We start from the raw sequence: 19,271 nt of genomic DNA, 5'->3' as shown, positions 1-19,271 counted from the left end.
CGTACCGGCCGGGGCTGTCGGTGCTCCGGCGTACGCTTTCGGAGTGGACGTTCTCAGGCTTGCCGTCGTCCCCTACCGCGAGGCGTGGGACCTGCAGCGATCGCTCGCCGAGGCCCGGGTGGCCGATGCGGCGGACGACACCCTCATCCTGGTCGAACATCCCAGCGTCTACACCGCGGGCCGGCGCACCCAGCCCTTCGAGCGCCCCCTGAACGGTACCGAGGTGATCGACGTCGACCGCGGCGGGCGCATCACCTGGCACGGTCCCGGGCAGCTCGTCGGCTATCCGGTGCTGAAGCTGCCCCGTCCGCTCGACGTGGTGGCCTACGTCCGGGCCCTGGAACAGGCCCTGATCGACAGTTGCGCCGAGTTCGGCCTCGAGACCCGCCTGGTCGAGGGCCGCACCGGCGTCTGGACGGCGGACGGCCAGCGCAAGATCGCCGCGATCGGTGTGCGGGTGCGCCGGGCCGTCACGACCCATGGCTTCGCGCTGAACTGTCTGACCGATCCGAGCGACTTCGCTCAGATCGTGCCGTGCGGCATCTCCGATGCCGGGGTGACGAGCCTGTCCGCGGAGCTCGGCAGGCCGGTGACCGTCTCCGATGCCCGCCCGGTCGTCGAACGGCACACCCTGGCCGTCCTCGCCCGCTATCTCGGTGGCCGCCACCTGGGCGACCGGATCACCGCCCGCGTCGAACCCGTGGCCACGTCCACCCCAACACCATCCACCCCAACACCATCCACCGCAGCACCGTCCACCGCAGCACCGTCCGAGATATCACCGTCCGAGGCCGCCGGCCGTGAGCCGCAGGCCGCCGTTCGTCGCGAGGAGCTGGTGGGATGACCGTCGCCCCGGAGGGCCGCCCGCTGCTGCGCCTGGAGGCCCGCAACGCGCAGACCCCCATCGAACGCAAGCCACCGTGGATTCGCACCCGGCTGCGCACCGGCCCCGAGTACCAGGACCTCAAAGGCCTCGTGCGCGGCGCCGGGCTGCACACCGTGTGCGAGGAGGCCGGCTGCCCGAACATCTACGAGTGCTGGGAGGACCGGGAGGCCACCTTCCTCGTGGGTGGGGACGTCTGCACCCGCCGGTGTGACTTCTGCCAGATCGACTCGGGCCGCCCCACCGCGCTCGACCGGGACGAGCCGCGGCGGGTCGCGGAGTCCGTGCGCACCATGGGCCTGCGGTACGCGACCGTCACCGGCGTCGCCCGCGACGATCTGGCCGACGGCGGCTCCTGGCTGTACGCCGAGACGGTTCGCCAGATCCACGCGCTGTCGCCCGACACCGGGGTCGAAGTGCTGATCCCCGACTTCGGCGCCCAGCCCGACCAGCTCGGCGAGGTCTTCGCCGCCGCGCCCGAAGTGCTCGCGCACAACCTCGAGACCGTGCCGCGGATCTTCCGGCGCATCCGCCCCGCCTTCCGCTACGAACGCTCGCTCGACGTGCTGCGACAGGCCCGGTCCGCCGGCCTGGTGACCAAGTCGAACCTCATCCTGGGCCTCGGCGAGACCCCGGACGAGGTCCACGAGGCGATGCGCGACCTGCACGCCGCCGGCTGCGAGCTGCTCACCGTCACCCAGTATCTGCGGCCCACCCCGCGCCATCATCCGGTGGAGCGCTGGGTGCGCCCCGAGGAGTTCCTCGACTGGGAGCGGGTCGGCGCCGAGCTGGGCTTCGCCGGGGTGATGTCCGGCCCGCTGGTCCGCTCGTCCTACCGGGCGGGCCGGCTCTACCAGCAGGCCATCACCGCACGTGGCGAAGATCACACTCTCTTGTCCGGATTTCCCCAAGCGTACCCGTGACTTCTCACACGCAGTGACGGTGAGCCTGGTGGGCACCCACGCGGGGGCGTTAGGGTGGCGCTACAGCTTCACCGCAGGTCACCACCGAGCTCGCTCCAGGTCGCGATGGGGCTTTCGTCGCGGCTGAACGCTTCGCGCGCACATCCCTTCTCCACCCGTGCCTATGATCGCGCCCGGGAGGTCGTTCCCATCGTGATCCGTTCACTACTCAGTGTTCTCGAAGAGGCCACTCTGCTCGTGCTGCCCCAAGGTGGCCAGAAGACCGCCCGGCGTAATGCCTGGCGGGCCGCCGCTGATCTGCAGGGTTCCCGAGGCAGCAGCTGGCTCGAACCCGTCCCCATCACCCCGGTGCGCCCCGCGCCAGGCCCCCTCCTCGCCGACCTGCGCAGACCCGAGCCGGCGCTCGGGCTCGCCGATCTCCCGCGGGCCGACCTTCCTCGACGCGACCGCTCTCGTCGTGCCGGCATGCGGTTGCTGCCGTCGGCCGCGGCCGCACCCAGCTGACCGTCCGACCCCTCGCCCGCATCATCAGCACCGCTGCGTGATCGCCGTCGTGGCAGCGGGCCTGCTGTGACGCGGCCGTAGGCCGTAGGCTCGCGGACATGGCACTGAGGAAGCAGCCACGGGACACCGCCCCCGCGGCACCGCAGAAGAACGCGTCCGCGGGAGCGGCCGCAAAGAACGGATCCAGCCGGGGCGGTGCCACCGGGCGGGGCGGCAGCGCCGGCACGGCGGGGCGCGGGGCCGCCAGCGCGAACGGCCGCGGCGGGCCTGCGGAAGCCGCGGCGGCTCAGGGCAAGGGTTTCCGGGCCCGCTTCGCCCAGCTGCGCCTTGTCTTCAAGCTGACCCGGGAGCGGGACCCGCAGGTCCTCTGGATCACCCTCGCCGGGCTCCTCGGCCCCCTCGCTCTCGGCATCCTCCTCGGTCTGTTCGTCGGCCCGCTTTACATCTGGCTCCCGATCGGCATCCTGCTCGGCGCGGTGCTCGCCCTGAACCTGTTCAGCCGGCGGGTCCAGCGCACCGCCTATGCCGAGATGGAAGGCAAACCCGGCGCCGCGGCCGGCGTCATCGAGCGCATGCGCGGTGACTGGAGAATCACTCCCGCCGTCGGTATCAACCGCAACCAGGACGTGGTGCACCGCGTCGTCTCCCGAGCCGGCGTGATCATCATCGCCGAGGGTCGAGGCCGCGGTCCCCGCGAACTGCTGGCCGCCGAGAAGCGCCGCATCCGCAAGGCCGTCGGAGACACCCCCGTCACCGACATCATCATCGGCAGCGGTGAGGGCGAAGTACCTCTTCCGAAGCTGCAGAGCACCCTCATGCGGATGCGCCGCACGCTCCCCCGCGGCGAGGTCGACACCCTCGACCGTCGCCTTCGGGCGCTGGGGGGCGCGGCGCTACCGATCCCCAAGGGTCCCATCCCCCGCAACATCCCTCGCGGTGGCCGCCCCCGCTGATCACGGTGGTCCCCACCGGTCGGTGCGCATCCCGGCGTCCGGCCGACGCCACCGCGACCCGCGTCGGTGGATCCTGCTTCAGGGGTGATCGCGTGGCGTGGCGGTGGCGCGGGCTGGGTCGCCGTGCGCGCGGGTAGACCGGGCTCACGGCAGCGGGATCATGCCGCTGCCGTGTCGCCACCGACCTGACCGGCCAGAGTCCGGGTTGCCCGACGGAGTCCGCCGTGGGGGCGCACCGCACGCGCAGCCCCGCGGCGCGGACAGCTGGATCCAGATCTCCAGGTACGTGCGGAGAGGGCGAGACGCGCCCGCACACCGGCCGCCACCCTCCAGCGGCGAACCAGACGGGCCGGCGAACGGGGCTCAGGTGGTGGCGTCGGGCCGGGCCGGGTCGCGCACCACCACGGTGCCGGCGGCCCGGTCGTGCGTGCCGCGCTGGTCACGGTCCCAGATGAAGACCGGGACCAGCAGCGCGAGCAGCAGGGTGCGCAGGGCGATCCACGGCCAGGACTGCAGCGCGCGGTCCCGCAGCCGGATCACCCGGATGCCCATCAGGCGCATCCCGATCGTCTGCCCGGAGGCGCTGATCAGGATGAACTCCTCCAGCAGGAAGATCAGATAGATCGCCAGGCCGCGGACGTTGGTCGAGTACCGCACGCCGAGCAGGAACAGCACCCCGACCATGAGGTTCGCGACGACGGCGTCGATGAGGTAGGCGGCCAGGCGTGGGCCGAAACCCACCACCGAGCCGCGGCCGTGCTCCGGCAGCCCCAACCGCACGCCAGGCGGCTCGTCATGCGGCAGGCCTGGCCCCTCGAGCCAGCCTCCAAGCGCTCGTCCCACGACGCAAGCTTATCCGTCACACCAAGCTGCGCCCAGGAGATCACCAAGAGTGATAAAGTCGGTTGCCGTAACGTAATCGAAACGACTTTGTGATGTCATCCGCCTACCGGGACATGACCAAAGACATCTCGACATGCCGTGGTCCACGGACCGGGAAGCGTGACAGGAGGCTGGAGGACGAATGTTCACCAAGGCCGAGGACGTGCTCCGCTATATCCGCGACGAGAAGGTTCAGTTCATCGACGTCCGATTCTGCGACCTACCCGGGATCATGCAGCACTTCACGATCCCGACCCAGGTATTCGAGGAGTCGGTGTTCACCGACGGGCTCATGTTCGACGGCTCGTCCATTCGGGGATTCCAGGCCATCCACGAGTCCGACATGCTGCTGCTCCCGGACCCGCAGACGGCTTTTGTCGACCCGTTCCGTGAACACAAGACACTCGCCATGACGTTCTTCATCCACGACCCGATCACGAAGGAGCAGTACTCGCGCGACCCGCGCAACATCGCCAAGAAGGCCGAGACCTACCTGCGCGGCACCGGCATCGCCGACACCGCGTACTTCGGCCCGGAGGCGGAGTTCTACATCTTCGACGACGTCCGGTACGACTACAACCCGTATGGCTCCATGCACCAGGTCGACTCGGTCGAGGCGGCGTGGAACACCGCCCGCAAGGAGGAGGGGGGCAACCTCGGTTACAAGCCCCGCTTCAAGGGCGGCTACTTCCCCGTCCCACCCACCGACCACTTCACCGACCTGCGTTCCGAGATGACCCGGGTGCTCTACGAGACCGGTATCACCGTCGAGATGCAGCACCACGAGGTCGGCACCGCGGGCCAGGCCGAGATCGACATCCGGTTCGACACGTTGCTGAAGACCGCTGACAACCTGATGCTCTACAAGTACGTCATCCGCAACGTGGCCCGTAGCCGGGGCAAGACCGTCACGTTCATGCCCAAGCCGCTGTTCGAGGACAACGGTTCCGGCATGCACGTGCACTCCAGTCTCTGGAAGGACGGCGAGCCGCTGTTCTACAGCGCCAACGGCTACGGCGGCCTGTCGGACACCGCCCGCTACTACATCGGCGGACTGCTGCACCACGCCCCGGCGCTGCTCGCCTTCACCAACCCGACGACGAACTCCTACCGGCGGCTGGTGCCCGGCTACGAGGCCCCGGTGAACCTCGTCTACTCCGCGCGTAACCGCTCCGCCTGCTGTCGCATTCCGCTGGGCGGTGACTCGCCGAAGGCGAAGCGGGTCGAGTTCCGCGTGCCGGACCCGAGCTGCAATCCGTATCTCGCCTTCGCCGCGATGCTCATGGCCGGCCTCGACGGAATCCGCAACAAGATCGACCCGCCGGACCCGATCGACAAGGACCTCTACGAGCTTCCCCCGGACGAACTGGCCGCCGTTCCCCAGGTGCCCGGGTCCCTGGAGAAGGTGCTCGACGCGCTCGAGGCGGACAACGAGTTCCTGCGTGAGGGCGACGTCTTCACACCCGACCTGATCGAGACCTGGCTGGACTACAAGCGACGTAACGAGGTCGACGCGATCAGGCTTCGTCCGCATCCTTACGAGTTCACGCTCTACTACGACATCTGAGCCGGGCAGTCCGTCGGCGGAATGTTTCGGGCGGGCCGTGCCGACCAGGTTCCGAAAAATGCCGGACACCGGTCCGGTACATCCGGCGCCGGGCCGGCACGACATCCCGTCACGCTGCCGACAGCAATGCCGACAGTCACCCACGAGAGACAAAGAATTAACAATTACGGAACGGTTCGGTAACCAGGCCCGACGAAGCTCCGACCGAACCCTCCGTCACCGCGGCCTGGGTCGGCCTCCCCCAGGCCGATCACAAAGTCGCTCCGTCAGGTGCAGGATCAACAGCGGGGAGTAGTTGAGTGAGTTATCAGGCCGAGTACATCTGGATCGACGGCACCGAGCCCGACCCCCTGATGCGCAGCAAGACGCGCATCGTCAAGGACGGCCAGGAGCCGGACATCTGGGGCTTCGACGGCTCGAGCACCAACCAGGCGCCGGGATCGAACTCGGACTGCGTGCTGCGTCCCGTCTTCGTGACGCCCGACCCCCTGCGGGGCGGCGACAACCGGCTGGTGCTGTGTGAGGTCGAACTGACCGACTTCACGCCCCACCCGACCAACACCCGGGCGTTCAGCCGCAGTGTCGCCGAGAAGTACGCCGACATGTCGCCGATGTTCGGCATCGAGCAGGAGTACACCTTCTTCAAGGACGGCCGTCCCTACGGCTGGCCCGAGGTCGGCTTCCCCGCGCCGCAGGGCCCGTACTACTGCGGCGTCGGCGGCTCGAAGATGCCAGGCCGCGAGATCGTGGAGCGTCACACCCAGGCGTGCCTCGACGCCGGCCTCGCCATCGAGGGCACCAACGCCGAAGTCATGATGGGCCAGTGGGAGTTCCAGATCGGCGTGCTTCCGACGCCCGAGATCGGCGACCAGATCTGGCTGGGCCGGTGGCTGCTGCACCGCATCTCCGAGGACTACGGCGTCGAGGTGTCCTTCGCCGCCAAGCCGATCCTCGGCGACTGGAACGGTGCCGGCGCGCACACCAACTTCTCCACCAAGCAGACGATGGCCGGCTGGGACGCCATCGTCACCTGTTGCGAGGCCCTGGGCACCCGCGTTCTGGAGCATGTCACCCACTACGGGACGGGCATCCAGGACCGGCTGACCGGCAAGCACGAGACCGCCCCCTGGAACAAGTTCTCCTGGGGCGCCTCGGACCGCGGCGCGTCCGTCCGTATTCCGTGGGCGGTCGAGAAGGCGAAGAAGGGCTGGCTGGAGGACCGTCGTCCGAACGCCAACATGGACCCGTACCTGGTCTCCGCCCTGATGGTCGACACCTGCTGCAGCGCGCTGGCCGGCGACAAGCCGACTCTGTTCGTGCCGGAGCAGGGCACCCCGACCCTCGTGGGTGTCACCGCCGGCGCGAGCGTCTGACCCTCCTCTCCGCTCCACTCGGCCTGATCCGAACCTGATCTGCGATCTGATCTGATCTGGCCAGCCGGACCCAAACCGGGGCGCTCGTGCGGGGGAGCACGTCGCCCCGGCTTCTCGATGTACTCCGCGGCGCCGCGACGGTGTGTACCGCGACGTGAGGCGACAGCCGAAGGCCGGCCGTCCGGGACTCCTGCCCTCGGACGGCCGGCCTTCGGCGATCCTGGACGGCACTGACCCTGGACGGCACTGACCCTGGACGGCACTGACCCTGGACCGCACTGACTCAGCCGAAACCCGCGGTCTGCTCGCGGGCGAAGATGGCCTGCACCACCCGGTCGGCGCGCCCGGTAAGCCGCTGGTGTTCGGCGAACAGGTCCGCGCCTCCCCCGGCGGGCCACCCGGCGGCCCGGGCCGTGCGTTCGGCTTCCTGCGGGTCGGTCGGGACGAGATCGGGGTCGCGTCGCCCGGCCAGGGTGCCCGCACCGCGGATGCGTGCGGCCGAGAGCCAGGCCGCCTGCAGATCACCGGCGTCCCCCTCGCCGAGCAGACCGGTACGGACCGCCGCGCGCAGCCCGTCCAGGGTCGAGGTGGTCCGCAGCGACGGCAGCGCGCGGGCATGCCGCAACTGCAGGACCTGGACGGCCCACTCCACGTCGGTGAGGCCGCCGGGCCCGAACTTCAGGTGCCGCCGCGGGTCGACGCCACGGGGCACCCGTTCACGTCGCATCCGACCACGCAACCGGACGATCTCGGCGAGCGCCGTCGCCGGCAGTGCCTGCGGGTAGCGCACCGCGTCGATGAGGCGGCAGAACCCGTAGGCCAGCTCCGGATCGCCGGCCAGCGGCCTGGCCCGCAGCAGGGCCTGCGACTCCCAGTCTCGTGACCATCGCCGGTAGTAGGCCTCGTAGGCCTCGAGTGTGCGTGTGAGCGGACCGCTGCGGCCCTCCGGACGCAGCGCCGTGTCCAGGCGCAGCGCCGGATCCGGTCCGGGCAGCGACAGCAGCCGGTGCAGCTCGCCGACGACCGCGGCGGCGGCCCGCCCCGCCTCCTGCTCGCCGTATCCGTCCCGGGGCGCGTGGACGAAGACCACATCGGCGTCACTGACATAGGACATCTCGTCCCCGCCGAGGCGTCCCATCGCGATGACGGCCATCCGCGCGGGCAGCCGATCGGGGTCGCCCCCGGCGACCCGGCGCTGCGCGATGAGCAGGCTGGCCGTGACGGTGGCCGCCGCGGCGTCGCTGAGCGCCCGGCCGACCGCGACGACGTCGAGCAGGCCCAGCAGATCGGCGCAGGCGACCCGGACCAGCTCCACCCGACGCACCGCCCGTCCACGTCCGACCGCGTCCGCCGAATCCGGGTTGCGGTGCACGATGGCCAGCAGCGTGCGCGACAGCGCCTCGCGGGACACCGGCACCAGATCGGCCTCGGTCCGCAGCAGCCGCACCGACTCCGGGGCCTGCGCCATCAGATCGGCGACGTACGGGCTGGTCGCGAGGACCCTGGCCAGCCGGTCGGCGGCGCCGACCGAGTCGCGCAGCAACCGCAGGTACCACGGCACCCGGCCAAGCGCCTCGCTGACCTGACGGTAGGCCAGCAGCCCCGCGTCCGGGGCCGGTCCGTCCGCGAAGGTCGGCAGCAGGGTGGGGAGCAGATGCCGTTGGATCGCCGCGGTCCGGCTGACTCCGCTGGTCAGCGCCTCGATGTGGCGCAGCGACCGTTGTGGTGTGACGAATCCCAGCGCGGTCAGCCACTGCGCCGCCTCGGCGTGGGAAAGCCGGATCTCCTCGGTGGACAGCCGGGCCACCGCCTCCAGCAGCGGCTGGTAGAACAACCGCTCGTGCATCGAGCGGACCGTGTGCGCGATCCTGGTCCGGGCGGCCTCGAACTCCGCCGCCGTGCGCATCCCCATCGACCGGGCGAGCCAGCGCAGCTCGGGCTCGCCCCTGGGCAGGGTGTGGACGCGGCGCAGGTTGCGCAGCTGCAACCGGTGTTCGGCGGTGCGCAGGAAACGATAGGCGTCGGCGAGCGCCGCGGCGTCGCGGCGCCCGACGTACCCCCCGCGGACGAGGCCGTCGAGCGCGGCCAGCGTGGCGTTCTCCCGCAGCTTCGGGTCCGCCCGGCCATGGACGAGTTGCAGCAGCTGCACCGCGAACTCGACATCACGCAGCCCCCCGGGGCCGAGCTTGAGGTTACGGTCGGCCTCCGCCCGGGACAGCGTGGACTCGACCCGACGGCGCATCGCCTGGACGTCGGCGACGAAGTTCGGCCGGGCGGACGCGGTCCAGACCAGCGGGGCGACCCGCGCGCAGAACTGGTCGCCGAGGTCGCGGTCGCCGGCGATCGGCCTGGCCTTCAGCAGCGCCTGGAACTCCCAGGTCCGCGCCCAGCGGCGGTAGTAGGTCAGATGGCTCTCGAGCGTGCGTACCAGGGCGCCGTCGCGTCCCTCCGGGCGCAGGTTGGTGTCGACCTGGAACAGCGCCCCCACCGACGTCACCAGCCCCGCCGCCCGCACCAACCCCTCGGCCAGCCGCGCCGCCGTCCGCAACGTCGCCTCGAGACCACCCCCGGCCCCGGCCCCGGCATCGGTTTTGGCATCGGCATCGGCATCGGCATCGGGGCCAGCCCCGGTGTCAGCCTCGACGTTCGGCGGCTCGGCGACGAACACGACGTCCACGTCGCTGACGTAGTTGAGCTCGCGGCCGCCGCACTTGCCCATCCCGATCACGGCCAGGCGCACCGGCGCGGACTCGGCCGGCAGACCCGCCCGGGCGATGGCCAGGGCCGCGTCGACGGCCGCGCCGGCGAGATCGGCGAGTTCGGCGGTCGCGTCGTCCAGGGCGACCGCGCCGGTCAGGTCCCGGGCGGCGACGGTCAGCAGTTCACGGCGGTAGGCCAGCCGTAGCTCGTCGAGGATCTCGGTGGTGTCGGCCGCGGCCCGAGGAGTCGGCGCGTCCGGGTCGGCGCCGACCGCCCGCAGCAGCATGGCACGGGTCCGGGCCGCGTCGGGCCGTCCGGTCGCCAGGTCGTCCGCGTCCAGTACCTGCCAGTCCCCCGGCCGGCGCGCCAGATGATCACCCAGGGCCCGGCTGGCGCCGAGCACCGCGCACAGCCGTTCCCGCAGGCCCCGCCGCGCCGCGAGCCCGGCGAGCAGCCCCGGTCCGTCCACCGGACCCAGCGCGTCGAGCAGCCGTTCCAGCCCACCGAGCGCCAGATCAGGATCGGCCGAGGCCGCGAGGGCGGCGACCACCGGGTGGCTGAACCCGCCGGCTCCGGCGTCAGTTCCGCCGCCGCCGGCTTCAGCTCCGGCTCCGGTTCCGTCCGCGGGCAGCAGCGCCAGCCGTCGCATGGCGGCGGCCACCCGGTCGACGTCGGTGAAGCCGAGGCGGGCGAGACGAGCGCCGACCGAACTTCCCCGTGGATGGTCGATCCCACCGGCCGCAGCGCCGTGCCGTTGCGAGGTCACAGCACGGGCAGGTACCGGTCGATCTCGAACGGTGTGACCTGCCGCCGGTAGTCCTGCCATTCGGCCCGCTTGTTGCGCAGGAAGAACGCGAACAGTTCGTCGCCGAGGGTCTCTCGCACCAGCGCCGAACCCTCCATCACCGTGATGGCGTCCGAAAGCGATCCGGGCAGGGCGGCGATCCCCCGCTCGCGGCGCTCCTCGTCGGTGAGCATCCAGACGTCGTCCGCAGCCGGTGCGGGCAGGTCATACCCACCCTGGATGCCACGCAGCCCGGCGGCCAGCACCAGAGCGAAGGTCAGGTACGGGTTGCAGGCGCTGTCCGGCAGCCGGAACTCGACCCGGGTCGCCTGCGTCTTGTGCAGCTTGTACAGCGGGACGCGGACCAGCGCGGAACGGTTGTTGTGCCCCCAGCACACGTACGCGGGCGCCTCCAGCACCTCACCGGCCTGCTGGTCGCCGATCAGCCGCTTGTAGGAGTTCACCCACTGGTTGGTGACCGCGGTGATCTCCGCGGCGTGGGTGAGCAGCCCGGCGATGAACGACTTCGCCACCTTGGACAGCTGGTATTCGTCCGTCGGGTCGTGAAAGGCGTTGCGGTCACCCTCGAACAGGCTCAGATGCGTGTGCATCCCGGAGCCCGCCTGGTCGCCGAACGGCTTGGGCATGAACGTGGCGTAGATGCCCTGGCGCAGCGCGACCTCCTTCACCACCTGCCGGAACGTCATGATGTTGTCCGCGATGGTGAGCGCGTCCGCGTATCGCAGGTCGATCTCCTGCTGCCCCGGCGCGACCTCGTGATGGCTGAACTCCACCGAGATACCGAGCCGTTCCAGCATGCTGATCGCCTGCTGGCGGAAGTCGTGGCTGATGTCGTTCGGGGTCAGGTCGAAATATCCCGACTCGTCGACCGGCGGGGGCATCGGCCCGCCGCGCCTGGGCGGCTCCTTGAGCAGAAAGAACTCGATCTCCGGATGGGTGTAGAAGGTGAACCCGGCATCGGCTGCCCGCGCCAGCGTGCGCCGCAGCACCCAGCGTGAGTCGGTGGCCGCCGGCCCCCCGTCCGGCATGACCAGGTCACAGAACATCCGGGCGGTCAGCGGATGCTCGCCCCGCCAGGGCAGCACCTGGAACGTGGACGGGTCGGGCCGGGCGAGCATGTCCGCCTCGTGCACCCGGGCGAAACCCTCGATCGCCGAACCGTCGAACCCGATGCCCTCGGACAGTGCCCCCTCAAGTTCGGCCGGGGAGATCTCCACGGATTTCAGGTACCCGAGGACGTCGGTGAACCAGAGCCGCACAAAGCGGATGTCCCGCTCCTCGAGAGTTCGCAGCACGAACTCCTGCTGTTTGTCCATGACGCCTCCGCACTGAGGTGAGGACTCGACGATACGGGCCCGTCCGACCTGAACCGACCATAGCGAGCGCCCCACCCGCCAGCCCGGCTATCCCCTGCGACCAAACCACCCCTCACCCGCACAGACAGCAACCCGCCCCCCACCCCCACCACTCCCCGCAACCAGCCCCCAGCAAGATCCGCCTACACGGGTCGCCGTGGGGGGCAAAACGGACACGAACGCCCCCACGACGACCCGTGTGCATCCTGCACACCCGCAGCCCCCGGAAACAGCGCTACAGGGCGTGGGCGATAGATGGCACCGTGTCGCATGAACGGGCCAGCGGGGTCCATCCGGTCCGGTGGCAGGACGGCCCGCGGGAGCCCCGCCGACAATCGCGACGCACACGGCACACCTACCGTCCTACGCTTATTCTACAAGTTGTAGAAGATTGGCAGACGAGGGAGATGTCGTGCGACCGATGGCGGGTGCGGTCCGGCGTGGGGTGGGGCGACATGTCGTCCCGATGCTTCTGGTGGCGGTCTGTCTGTGCCTGGCCAGCTGCAGCACGGGGGCCACGGCAGCCGACGGGGACGGGGGCACCGGGCGGTCGCGGCTTACCTTCACCGCGCCGAGCGAGCGCAGGTCCGCGCCGCGGACCAGCGGCCTGACACCGTCGGGGCAACGGGTCGATCTCGCGGCACTGCGGGGGCGTGTCACCGTGGTCAACTTCTGGGCCTCCTGGTGTCCGCCCTGCCGGGCGGAGACACCCGCCCTGGTCACGCTGGCCCACCAGCGTCCGACCGTTGCCTTCCTGGGCGTGGACCACCAGGAGCGGGCAGGCACCGCCGCGGCCTTCCTACGCGCCTTCGCCGTGCCCTACCCCACGATCGTCGACGAGGACGGCACCCTGGCCGCACGCTGGCCCGGCGTCGCCGGTCTGCCCATGACCTACGTGCTCGACCCCCGCGGCCGGATCGCCGCCCGCTTCATCGCCGGCGTCACCACAGATGATCTTGGTGGCGTCCTTGACCGACTGTCCACCGAGGCATAGCCGCTGGACGCGGAAAAGTCCGGACGGGCATCGTGAGCGGCGGAGGTGCCATGCGCACGCAGGAGATCGAGTACAGCTACGAGGATCTGCGCCTGATCGGCGAGTTCGCCGTCGACGACGCACGGGACGACGGGCCGCGGCCAGGGGTGCTGGTCTGCCATGGCGGTGGCGGCCTGACCGACCACACCCGCGACTGGACCCGCCGCCTGGCCGCGGCCGGCTACGCGGCCTTCGCCCTGGACTACTACGGCGGTGGGGGACGCTCGGACACCGAACGCTCCGGCGACCGCTACGCCGGGCTGCTGGCCACGCCCGAGCGGCAGCGGGCATTGGCCCGGGCCGGCCTGGACGTGCTGCTGGCCCGGCCGGAGGTCGCGTCCGGGCAGGTCGCCGCGATCGGGTTCTGCTTCGGGGGGACGATCGCGCTGGAGCTGGCCCGCGCCGGCGCCGACCTGCGCGCGGTCGTCGGCTTCCACGCGGGCCTGGCCACCCGGCAGCCGGCACGGCCGGGCGCGATCACCGGACGGGTCCTGGTCTGCCTCGGCGCGGAGGACCCCATCGTCCCGGCGGACCAGCGCCTCGCCTTCGAGCAGGAGATGCGCACCGCCGAAGCCGACTGGGAGCTACGCCTGTACGGCGGCGCCGAACACGGCTTCACCGACCCGATCACCGACGGCATCATCCCCGGCGTCCGCTACGACCAGCGCACTGCCGACCGCGCCTGGACCGCCATGATCAACCTGTTCACCGAGGTCTTCGAAACCCGGCCCTGACCGCCGTCGGCCTCGGCGTAGGACGGGACGGAGATCCCGTCCTACGCGGGCGGCCGTCGACAGCCGGGTCTGCGTCAGACCTGGATGCGGCGGGTGACGGCGTCGAGGATCTCGGCGATCGCGTCATCGACGGGGACACCGTTGCGCTGGGTTCCGTCGCGGAAGCGGAAGGAGACGGCGCCGGCCGCGACGTCGTCGTTGCCGGCGAGGAGCATGAAGGGAACCTTCTGCTTCTGCGCGGTGCGGATCTTCTTCTGCATGCGCTCGTCCGAGGCGTCGACCTCGACGCGAATGCCCTGGGTGGACAGGCGCCGGGCGATCTCGTCCAGGTAGGGCACATGCTCGTCGGTGATCGGGATGCCGACGACCTGCACGGGGGCGAGCCACGGCGGCAGGGCACCGGCGTAGTGCTCCAGCAGGATCGCGAGGAACCGTTCGATCGTGCCGAACAGGGCCCGGTGGATCATGAACGGGCGTTTGCGGGTGCCGTCCGCGGCCTGGTATTCGAGGTCGAACCGCTGTGGCAGCTGGAAGTCGACCTGGATGGTGGACAGCTGCCAGGTACGGCCGATCGCGTCGCGCGCCTGCACGGAGATCTTCGGGCCGTAGAAGGCGCCGCCGCCCGGGTCCATGACGAGTTCGAGGTCCTGCTTCTGGGCGGCCTCGCGCAGCAGGTCGGTGGCCTCGGCCCATTCCTCGTCGGTGCCGACGGCCTTGCCCTCGGGGCGGGTCGACAGCTCCAGGTAGAAGTCGTCGAGGCCGTAGTCGCGCAGCAGGCCGAGCACGAAGCTCAGGGTGCCGTCGAGTTCGGTGGGCAGTTGTTCGCGGGCGCAGAACAGATGGGCGTCGTCCTGGGTGAGGCCACGCACCCGGGTCAGGCCGTGCACCACGCCGGACTTCTCGTACCGGTAGACGGTGCCGAACTCGAACAGCCGCAGCGGCAGCTCCCGGTACGACCGGCCGCGCGACCGGTAGATCAGGATGTGCATCGGGCAGTTCATCGGCTTGAGGTAGTAGTCGGTGCCGCCGTCGAGCTGCATGGGCGGGTACATGCCGTCGGCGAACCAGTCGAGGTGCCCGGAGATCTCGTACAGCTCGGACTTGGTGATGTGCGGGGTGTTGACGAACGAATAGCCCGCCTCGGTGTGCCGACGCCGCGAGTAGTCCTCCATCGCGGTGCGCACCGCGCCACCCTTGGGGTGGAACACCGACAGGCCGGGGCCGATCTCGGTCGGGAAGGAGAACAGGTCGAGTTCGGCACCGAGGCGGCGGTGGTCGCGCCGCTCGGCCTCGGCGAGGCGGGTCTGGTAGTCCTTCAGCGCCTCACGGGATTCCCAGGCGGTGCCGTAGATCCGCTGTAGCTGCGGGTTCTTCTCACTACCGCGCCAGTAGGCGGCCGCCGAACGCAGAATCGCGAACGCGGGAATCGACCGGGTGCTCGGCACGTGTGGCCCGCGGCAGAGGTCCTTCCAGCACAGATCGCCGGTCTTCGCGTCCAGGTTGTCGTAGATGGTCAGCTCGCCGCCGCCGACCTCGACGCTCGCCTCGGCGTCGTCACCGGCGCTCGATTTCAGGCCGATCAGTTCCAGCTTGTACGGCTCGTCGGCGAGTTCGGCGCGGGCCTGGTCGTCACTGACGACCCGACGGGCGAACCGCTGACCGGACTTGATGATCGCCTGGGCCTTCTTCTCGATGGCCTTCAGATCGTCCGCGGTGAACGGGGTCTCGACGTCGAAGTCGTAGTAGAACCCGTTCTCGATGGGCGGGCCGATGCCCAGGCGCGCCTTCGGGAACAGGTCCTGCACGGCCTGGGCGACCACGTGCGCCGCCGAATGCCGCACGATCGCCCGCCCGGCCGGCGAGTCCAGCGCGATCGCCTCGACGACGGCCCCGTCAGTGAGGACATGAGCGAGGTCGCGCTGCTGGCCGTCGACCACCGCGGCGATGACCGAACGGTCGTCGGCGAACAGGCTGGCGGCCGTCGTACCGGTCGGCACCACCCGCGGCTCGCTGCGCTGGTCATGCTGGACGGTCACGCGGACGTCGGACACCGAGACTCTCCTGTGTGCGCTGGGACGCTGAGCGCGGGCAATCATCCCGCGGCCGGCGGGTAACCGCCCCGAGGGCGGCCCACGGCAGGTTTTCCTGACCCGCTCGCGATGCTACCCGCGTCCCGGCCGAACCCCCCGAACACACACACTCACGGTGACGACTCTGGCGCGCGCACGTCCACCACCCGCGGCTCGTCCGACGGGACGCCGTCCGCGTCGCCATGGCCGTGGTCCGCCGCGTCCACCCCGCTGACGGACGCACCAGCCAGCGGCGTCCCGGCCTCGGACGGGCTGACGTGGGACGGGCCTGCGTGGGACGGGCCTGCGGTGGACGAGCTGGCGTCGGGTGTCCCGGCGTCGGGTGTCCCGGAGGCGGGCGTACCCGTGCCGGGCGCCGAGGCCGGGTACCGGCCGAGGACCGGATAGGTCTGGCCCAGCGCGAAGGGAGCGCCCACCGGATAGGCCACCAGGCGAGGCGTCGCCAGCTGCCCACCCGCCGGCTGCGGACCGGCCACGACCGCGCCGCTGAACGTGGCGACACCGCCCGACGGCACCACGCCATGGGACGGCGGCGCAGTACCCGACGCCGGGGCGCCGTTGGGCGCGGCGGCTACAGCGGGCGCGGCCGGGAGCTGGCCCGTGCCGCCGGCGGCAGTGGCAGCGGCAGCAGTGGCAGCGGCAGCAGTGGCGGCCGTGGCGGTGGCAGTGGTGATCGGGTCGGTGTCCGATGCCGGGGCGCGGATGCCGACGAGGATGACGTCGACGATGCGAGCGGTGCGGCCGCCGCTGACCTCACGGTCGCCGCTGAGGTACTGACGGTAGGAGACCGGGCCGATGAGCATGTCGACGATCAGGTCAACGTCGACGTCCGCCGCGAGTTCACCCGAGTCGATGCCACGCCGCAGCAGGTCCGCCGCCCACCGGCGGGATGGTTCCAGCACCCGGTGTGAGTAGGTGGCGAACAGGTCGGGGTGGGTGGTGCGCTCCGCGGCGAGCTGGGGCATGATCCGCCCGGCCAGGGAGTGCATGTTGCGGCGGCGCAGGGCGTTGAGCCAGGCGACCAGATCGTCGCGCAGGGAGCCGGTCTCGACCGTGTCGACCTCGTCGGCGAGGGTGTCGAGGGCGTCGCCGATCAGGGCGTCCTTGGTCGGCCAGCGCCGGTAGACGGTGGCCTTGCCGACGCCGGCGCTCGCGGCGACGGCCTCCATGGACAGCCCGGCGAACCCGACGGTGGCCAGCTCGTGCAGCGCCGCGGCGATGATCGCCTCGTCGGTCCGAGGGTCGCGGGGGCGGCCGGGGGCACGCGGAATCCGTACCCCGGAGGGGGCCCGGTCCGCTGGCCGACGAGGCTGCGGCGGACGGGCGTCCGACGTTGTCATCGGACGCGCCTTCCGCTCACCGCGGCGATCTGGTCGCCGTACCTGTGCGTCCGCATGGATAGGCCACCCGCCACCTGGTCGAGCCGCACGTTGCTGTCGATTGTCCGGTGTCATTTCAAGATCAGCATACGTGGCCCGGGCGCCAGACGCATCCGTTTGCCATGGCAGCGGCGTGGTGCTCCACGTCCGACGTCGGACGCCCGGGGACGGCGGGCCTGGCCGGGACATCCGCCGGGACCCGCCCACGAAGGTCGGCGGGGCTGCCCCGAGGGCCGGCAGGAGGCCGTCGGCGGTGGCAGCATGGATGGCACGCCGGGACGCCCCGTCGCCCGGACGGACGGATCAGGAGTGCCCATGACGTCGTCAGACACTGGTTCCCACAGCGCCGTCTCCCCCGCCGCAGGTTCCCCTGGCACAGGCTCCTACGTGGCTCCCGAGGAGGGTGCCACCACGGCCAGCCAGCCCCGTGGCCGGACCCGCTTCACCGTGCGCGATGTGGCGGCGGCCAAGGCCCGCGGGCAGAAGTGGGCGATGCTGACCGCCTACGACTTCACCACCGCGGGCATCTTCGACGAGGCCGAGATCCCCGTCCTGCTGGTCGGTGACTCGGCCGCCAACGTCGTCTACGGCTATGACACGACGATCCCCGTCACGGTGGACGAGCTGATTCCGCTGGTCCGCGCCGTGGTGCGCGGGGCGCCGCACGCGATGGTCGTCGCCGATCTGCCCTTCGGGTCCTACCAGGCGGGGCCGGCGCAGGCGCTGGAGACGGCCACCCGTTTCCTGAAGGAAGGTGGGGCGCAGGCGGTGAAGCTCGAGGGCGGCCAGCGGGTCGCTGAGGCGGTGCGGACGCTCACGGCCGCCGGCATCCCGGTCGTCGGGCATCTGGGGCTGACCCCGCAGAGCGTGCATGCCTTCGGGGGTTACCGGGTACAGGGACGGGACGCGGCCGGTGACGTGCTGCTGGCCGAGGCGTTGGCGATCGAGGCGGCCGGCGCGTTCGCCGTCGTCCTGGAGGTGGTGCCCGCGGAGCTCGCCGCCCGGGTCACCAAGGAGCTGCGGATCGCCACCGTCGGGATCGGCGCCGGCGCGGACTGCGACGCCCAGGTGCTGGTCTGGCAGGACATGGCCGGTCTCGGCGCCGGACGAGCCCCTCGTTTCGTCAAGCGGTACGCCGATCTGCGCACCGCCCTCGGCACGGCCGCGCGCACCTACCGCGACGAGGTCCGGGACGGCCGCTACCCCACCGTCGAACACAGCTACTGACCGCAACGGCCCGTGACGACGGTGCCGTCCCTGGGCGTCCGCGGGCAGCGCGCCAGCGGCTAGCGGGCGAGCGCGGCGGCGAGTTCCGTGCGCGCCGCCACCAGGGACGGGCCGTACCAGGTCAGCAGGCGCCCCGAGACGCACACCGCCGGCGCGGTGAACGCCTCGGGGCCGTCGGTGGGGCTGAACGCGTACGGCTCGTCCGGCAGGACGACCAGGTCGTGCGGGGGCACCGTGGCCGGGTCGAACCGGGGATAGCGCTGGTCGGCGTCGGCCAGCACGTTGTCGACGCCGAGCCGGCGCAGCACGTCCCCGGTGAAGGTGTCACGGCCCACCGCCATCCACGGCCGGCGCCAGACGGGTATCAGGGCCCGGCGGCGCGGTCCCGGCGGTGGGGGCGCCGACCAGAGGGCCCGGGCCTGTTCCCACCAGGGGGGACGCTGCAGGCGGCAGGCCAGCCGCAGCATCCGGTCGAGGCTGTGCAGTGCGCCGTCGACGGTGGTGGGCGCGGTCACCCATACCGCGAGTCCGGCGTCCCGCAGGGCGGTGAGGTCGGGGGCCCGGTTCTCCTCGGCGTTGGCGAGCACGAGGTCCGGGGCGAGGGCGACGATCGCCGCCAGATCGGGGTTCTTCGTGCCGCGGATGCGGGTGACCTCGAGCCCGGGTGGTTCGCCGCACCAGTCGGTCGCCCCGACGAGCAGCCCGGGGGCGCTGCGGGCGACCGATTCGGTGAGGCTCGGCACCAGCGAGACCACCCGCTCGATCCGGTCGGGAACGGCCACGGCGAGCCCGAGGTCATCGAGGTCCGTCGACGTGGCCCGACGGTCCGGCGCTCCCCGCGTCACAGTCAGTCCGATCCCGGC

15 protein-coding genes are annotated in these 19,271 nt (G+C 71.2%); 9 read left to right on the top strand and 6 right to left on the bottom strand.

Translation table 11 applies throughout. The features are described from left to right. The first annotated feature begins 43 nt into the window (after window positions 1–43). The 4 genes from lipB to MXD59_RS18685 all read left to right on the top strand — a co-directional run bounded on the left by lipB (window position 44) and on the right by MXD59_RS18685 (window position 3,263). Entirely contained in the window at window positions 44–844 is an 801-nt protein-coding gene (gene lipB, locus MXD59_RS18700) for a lipoyl(octanoyl) transferase LipB (RefSeq protein WP_248825958.1), read from the top strand. Further along, window positions 841–1,806: a lipoyl synthase gene (gene lipA / locus MXD59_RS18695; RefSeq protein WP_248825957.1), complete on the top strand. Its 966-nt coding sequence runs from the start codon at window positions 841–843 to the stop codon at window positions 1,804–1,806. Before lipB ends, lipA begins: the two co-directional genes overlap by 4 nt. Window positions 1,807–1,998: 192 nt before the next feature. Continuing rightward, complete coding sequence (locus MXD59_RS18690; protein WP_248825956.1) at window positions 1,999–2,310, top strand: hypothetical protein; 312 nt, start codon at window positions 1,999–2,001, stop codon at window positions 2,308–2,310. A gap of 98 nt (window positions 2,311–2,408) precedes the next feature. Next, window positions 2,409–3,263 (top strand): DUF4191 domain-containing protein, encoded by an 855-nt coding sequence (locus MXD59_RS18685; RefSeq protein ID WP_248825955.1) that lies wholly within the window; start codon window positions 2,409–2,411, stop codon window positions 3,261–3,263. Between the two features lie 363 nt (window positions 3,264–3,626). On the opposite strand, the gene MXD59_RS18680 is transcribed toward MXD59_RS18685, so the two are convergent. Further along, entirely contained in the window at window positions 3,627–4,106 is a 480-nt protein-coding gene (locus MXD59_RS18680) for an RDD family protein (RefSeq protein WP_248816001.1), read from the bottom strand. A gap of 181 nt (window positions 4,107–4,287) precedes the next feature. Here MXD59_RS18680 and glnA point away from each other — a divergent pair, with 181 nt between their 5' ends. Beyond that, window positions 4,288–5,712, top strand: a complete 1,425-nt coding sequence (glnA, locus tag MXD59_RS18675; RefSeq protein WP_163547366.1) for a type I glutamate--ammonia ligase — start codon at window positions 4,288–4,290, stop codon at window positions 5,710–5,712. A gap of 299 nt (window positions 5,713–6,011) precedes the next feature. Next, entirely contained in the window at window positions 6,012–7,085 is a 1,074-nt protein-coding gene (glnII, locus tag MXD59_RS18670; protein WP_248825954.1) for a glutamine synthetase GlnII, read from the top strand. Window positions 7,086–7,368: 283 nt separating this feature from the next. Here the strand turns inward: glnII and MXD59_RS18665 are convergent, their stop codons facing one another. Both MXD59_RS18665 and MXD59_RS18660 read right to left on the bottom strand, forming a co-directional pair. Continuing rightward, window positions 7,369–10,551, bottom strand: a complete 3,183-nt coding sequence (locus MXD59_RS18665) for a bifunctional [glutamine synthetase] adenylyltransferase/[glutamine synthetase]-adenylyl-L-tyrosine phosphorylase (protein WP_248825953.1) — start codon at window positions 10,549–10,551, stop codon at window positions 7,369–7,371. Further along, window positions 10,548–11,906 carry a glutamine synthetase family protein gene (locus MXD59_RS18660; RefSeq protein WP_248816004.1) on the bottom strand — a complete coding sequence of 453 codons (1,359 nt, stop codon included), beginning with the start codon at window positions 11,904–11,906 and terminating at the stop codon, window positions 10,548–10,550. The genes MXD59_RS18665 and MXD59_RS18660 overlap by 4 nt, the downstream gene beginning before the upstream one ends. 505 nt (window positions 11,907–12,411) lie before the next feature. On the opposite strand from MXD59_RS18660, the gene MXD59_RS18655 reads away from it, so the two are divergent. Both MXD59_RS18655 and MXD59_RS18650 read left to right on the top strand, forming a co-directional pair. Beyond that, window positions 12,412–12,939 (top strand): TlpA family protein disulfide reductase, encoded by a 528-nt coding sequence (locus MXD59_RS18655; RefSeq protein ID WP_248825952.1) that lies wholly within the window; start codon window positions 12,412–12,414, stop codon window positions 12,937–12,939. Between the two features lie 32 nt (window positions 12,940–12,971). Beyond that, complete coding sequence (locus MXD59_RS18650; RefSeq protein WP_248825951.1) at window positions 12,972–13,712, top strand: dienelactone hydrolase family protein; 741 nt, start codon at window positions 12,972–12,974, stop codon at window positions 13,710–13,712. Between the two features lie 74 nt (window positions 13,713–13,786). Here the strand turns inward: MXD59_RS18650 and thrS are convergent, their stop codons facing one another. Both thrS and MXD59_RS18640 read right to left on the bottom strand, forming a co-directional pair. Next, window positions 13,787–15,763, bottom strand: a complete 1,977-nt coding sequence (gene thrS / locus MXD59_RS18645) for a threonine--tRNA ligase (RefSeq protein WP_163550370.1) — start codon at window positions 15,761–15,763, stop codon at window positions 13,787–13,789. Window positions 15,764–15,912: 149 nt separating this feature from the next. Further along, window positions 15,913–17,142, bottom strand: a complete 1,230-nt coding sequence (locus MXD59_RS18640; protein WP_248825950.1) for a TetR/AcrR family transcriptional regulator — start codon at window positions 17,140–17,142, stop codon at window positions 15,913–15,915. A 354-nt stretch (window positions 17,143–17,496) separates the two neighbouring features. Between MXD59_RS18640 and panB the strand changes: the two genes are divergently transcribed. After that, complete coding sequence (gene panB / locus MXD59_RS18635) at window positions 17,497–18,408, top strand: 3-methyl-2-oxobutanoate hydroxymethyltransferase (protein WP_283097129.1); 912 nt, start codon at window positions 17,497–17,499, stop codon at window positions 18,406–18,408. Window positions 18,409–18,467: 59 nt separating this feature from the next. Here panB and MXD59_RS18630 read toward each other — a convergent pair whose 3' ends face one another. Then, window positions 18,468–19,253 (bottom strand): helical backbone metal receptor, encoded by a 786-nt coding sequence (locus tag MXD59_RS18630; protein WP_248825949.1) that lies wholly within the window; start codon window positions 19,251–19,253, stop codon window positions 18,468–18,470. Window positions 19,254–19,271 lie beyond the last annotated feature (18 nt).

The organism is Frankia umida (assembly GCF_023242945.1).
Classification (GTDB): Bacteria; Actinomycetota; Actinomycetes; order Frankiales; family Frankiaceae; genus Frankia; species Frankia umida.
The sequence above is the reverse complement of the archived record's forward strand: the minus strand, read 5'-3'. Positions and strand labels throughout refer to the sequence as shown.